The organism is Tissierella sp., assembly GCF_052089545.1.
Classification (GTDB): Bacteria; Bacillota; Clostridia; order Tissierellales; family Tissierellaceae; genus Tissierella_A.
Map to the genome: position 1 here is coordinate 1 of NZ_JBQDAA010000249.1, position 2,994 is coordinate 2,994.

General features: G+C 28.1%; 3 protein-coding genes. All 3 read right to left on the reverse strand.

What is annotated here, in order from left to right; translation table 11 throughout:
* Positions 1 to 1,247, reverse strand: a 1,247-nt coding sequence (locus tag ACTHW2_RS12445; protein WP_442264221.1) for a sigma-54-dependent transcriptional regulator, incomplete at its 3' end; no start/stop codon positions are given.
* On the reverse strand, positions 1,234 to 2,649 hold the full coding sequence (locus ACTHW2_RS12450; RefSeq protein WP_442264222.1) for a two-component system sensor histidine kinase NtrB: 1,416 nt from the start codon (positions 2,647 to 2,649) through the stop codon (positions 1,234 to 1,236). The genes ACTHW2_RS12445 and ACTHW2_RS12450, both read right to left, overlap by 14 nt.
* Positions 2,650 to 2,799: 150 nt before the next feature.
* A complete protein-coding gene (locus tag ACTHW2_RS12455) occupies positions 2,800 to 2,958 on the reverse strand; it encodes a four-helix bundle copper-binding protein (RefSeq protein WP_442264223.1) in 159 nt (52 codons plus the stop codon).
* Between the last annotated feature and the right edge of the window lie 36 nt (positions 2,959 to 2,994).

Consider the following 2,994-nt stretch of genomic DNA (forward strand, 5'->3'; position numbering starts at 1 on the left):
AGATCTTTTTCAACATCCTCTAGCAATATTCCATCCTCAGGTAAAATAAAATCTTTATCAATATTATATACAGTATTTGTAATATTGCTTGGTAGAATCTCTTCAGTTATTACATTTCCTAAGGATAAAATAACACATCTCTCTATTATATTTTGTAATTCTCTTATATTACCTTGCCATTTATAATTAATCATTTTATTTAATGCTTTTTCATTTATTCTCATCTTAGGTTTTCCCATTTGTAATGAATATTTTTCTATAAAGTAGTCTATTAAGAGAGGAATATCTTCTTTTCTCTCCCTAAGAGGTGGGATAGAAATAGGAATTACATTTAATCTATAATATAAATCCTCTCTAAACTCCTGATTCTCAACCATTTCTTTTAAATCCTTATTAGTTGCTGCAATCACTCTAAAGTCACCTTTTATTGTCTCTTCCCCACCAACTCTTTGAAATTCTTTTTCTTGAAGAACTCTCAATAGTTTTACCTGCATTGCTTCACTTATTTCACCTATCTCATCAAGAAATATGGTACCACCTTGAGATAACTCAAATTTCCCTTTCTTTCTAGAAACTGCACCCGTAAACGCTCCTTTTTCATAGCCAAAAAGTTCACTTTCTAGCAGATTCTCTGGTAGTGCACCGCAATTTATTTTGATTAAAGGGCCTGAACTTTTATAGCTACACTCATGAATTAAATCTGCTATTAGTTCTTTTCCAGTTCCACTTTCTGCTAATATTAAAATTGTAGCTTCAGTTGGGGCTGCTTTGTGAACTAACTTTACCAGATCATCCATAATCTTACTTTTATATATTAATTTAGTTGTTTTTTCCTTAAGTACTCCTTTTAAATAGTTTACTTCATCGTTTAACTTTTTGTATTCTAAGGCTTTCCTTATAATAACTCTAAGTTCCTCAATATCAAAAGGTTTAGATATGTAATCTAATGCACCTAATTTCATAGCCTCAACTGCAACATCAGTTGATCCGTGGGCAGTTATCATAATTACAGGAATTTTAGGATTTGTATCCTTGATATTTCTTAAAACTTCTATCCCATTTATTTTAGGCATTTTCAAATCTAGTATGACTAAATCTGATTCTTCTCTTCTAAAAATTTTAAGTGCTTCTTCTCCATTTTCAGCACTTAAAACTTCAAATCCTTCTTTTATCAATACCTTTTTTAACGCCCAAACCATATTAACTTCATCATCTGCTATTAATATTTTAGTTTTAATTTGTAACACCCTCTTTCTTTCCTAATGGTAGATAAATATCAACTTGAGTTCCCTCTCCTTCGATACTATCTATTATCATATATCCATTATGATCTTGTATAATTCGATCCGATACACTAAGTCCCAGTCCTATACCTTTTTCCTTTGTGGTAAAAAATGGATTAAATAATTTTTTAATATCTTCCTTTTTTATCCCTATACCAGTATCTTTAAAACTAATATTTACACCACTGTCTCTAGTTACTGTTGTTATTATTATTTTACCATCCATCGCCATAGCTTGACTTGCATTAAAAATGAGATTTATAAAAACTTGCATTAGTTTTTCTTTATCTGCAATAATATTTATCTCATCTTCTAAATATAGTTCTATAATAACATTTTGTTTTTTAACATATTTATTAGTTATGTTAACTACTTCTTCTAATAGTGCATTTAAAGATACTTCTTTCATTTCATTTCCAATAGGTTTTGCAAAATTTAATATACCATCAATCACCCTATTAGCTCTATCTATTTCTTTTATAATTATTTCAAGACCTTCTAATAAATCTTCATTATCATTTTCTTCTTGTAAGGTTTGGCTTATAGTTTTAATTATTCCCATTGGATTTCTTATCTCATGGGCTATACCTGTTGCTAATTCTCCTACTGCCACGAGTCTATCTGATCTTATTGCTTGGGCTTCTAAGTTCTTTTCTTTTGATTTATCTTGAATTATTACCACAAGTCCTTGAAGTTTATTTAATATATTAAATAAAGGAGTTACTGTTAAAACTAAATATTTTTCTATCCCTTCTATATTTATTTTTGAATTAATATTAGCAAATTGTGTTCTTTGAATCTTTGCTTGATTGAATATATCATCAATGTATTTTTCATCAAATATTTTTAATATATTGGAACCTAATACTTCTTTAACTCCAAATATCTTTTCTCCTTCTTTATTTATAGAAGTGATATTGAAGTTTGTATCTAAAGACAATACACCACTATTTATACTATCTACAATGTTCTTAGTATAATTCTGAAGTTTAGTTATTTCGATAATCTTATTCTCTAATTTTTTTTGTTTTTCATAGTCGGTTTCTACTAACTTACCAGTAATATAACCTATAGTTAAAAATAAAACCATCTCTAAGTATTGGTTTAACAAAGTTATACTAAGTCCACTTCCAAATATTGATATATGTGGTGCATAAAGTATAGAAATAATTATTGATGAAATAAGTCCACCTTTTAACCTATATCTAAAAGATGATAATATAATTGGTAAATAATATAATTTACGATAAAATATATGTAGTTCCCATTCTGACATTAGATTTGAATAATGCAGAAAGGTTATTAATAAAGTTAAAAACGATATCAGCCAAAAATATTTATCCTTAATAGTTTTTTTGTTTAACATGCTATTACCTCACCGTCTTTTAATAGTATATATATTATATCATAATATATATACTATTAAAATTATAAACACCCTGTTGTTTTGTTTGCCAGAATGTTTCTGGTTTTAATAACAGGGTGTTTATAGTCAATAAGGTTTTATTTATAAAAACTACATAGCAGCCATCTTTCTACACTCTTCTGCACATTGACGGCAGATTTGTGCACATTTTTGACAGTGTTCATCTTTAAACATTTCACATTCTTCCGCACATTTTTCACATATCTTAGCACATAGTTCACAATGCTCTTTAGCCCTATGTGGTAGGATAGTTGTCGTAAACTAATAATAGTGTATAATTAAAAT

What these genes read in the sequence shown, in the direction of transcription:
- ACTHW2_RS12450 (WP_442264222.1), bottom strand. Translation starts at nt 2,649, where the DNA reads ATGTTAAACAAAAAAACTATTAAGGATAAATATTTTTGGCTGATATCG.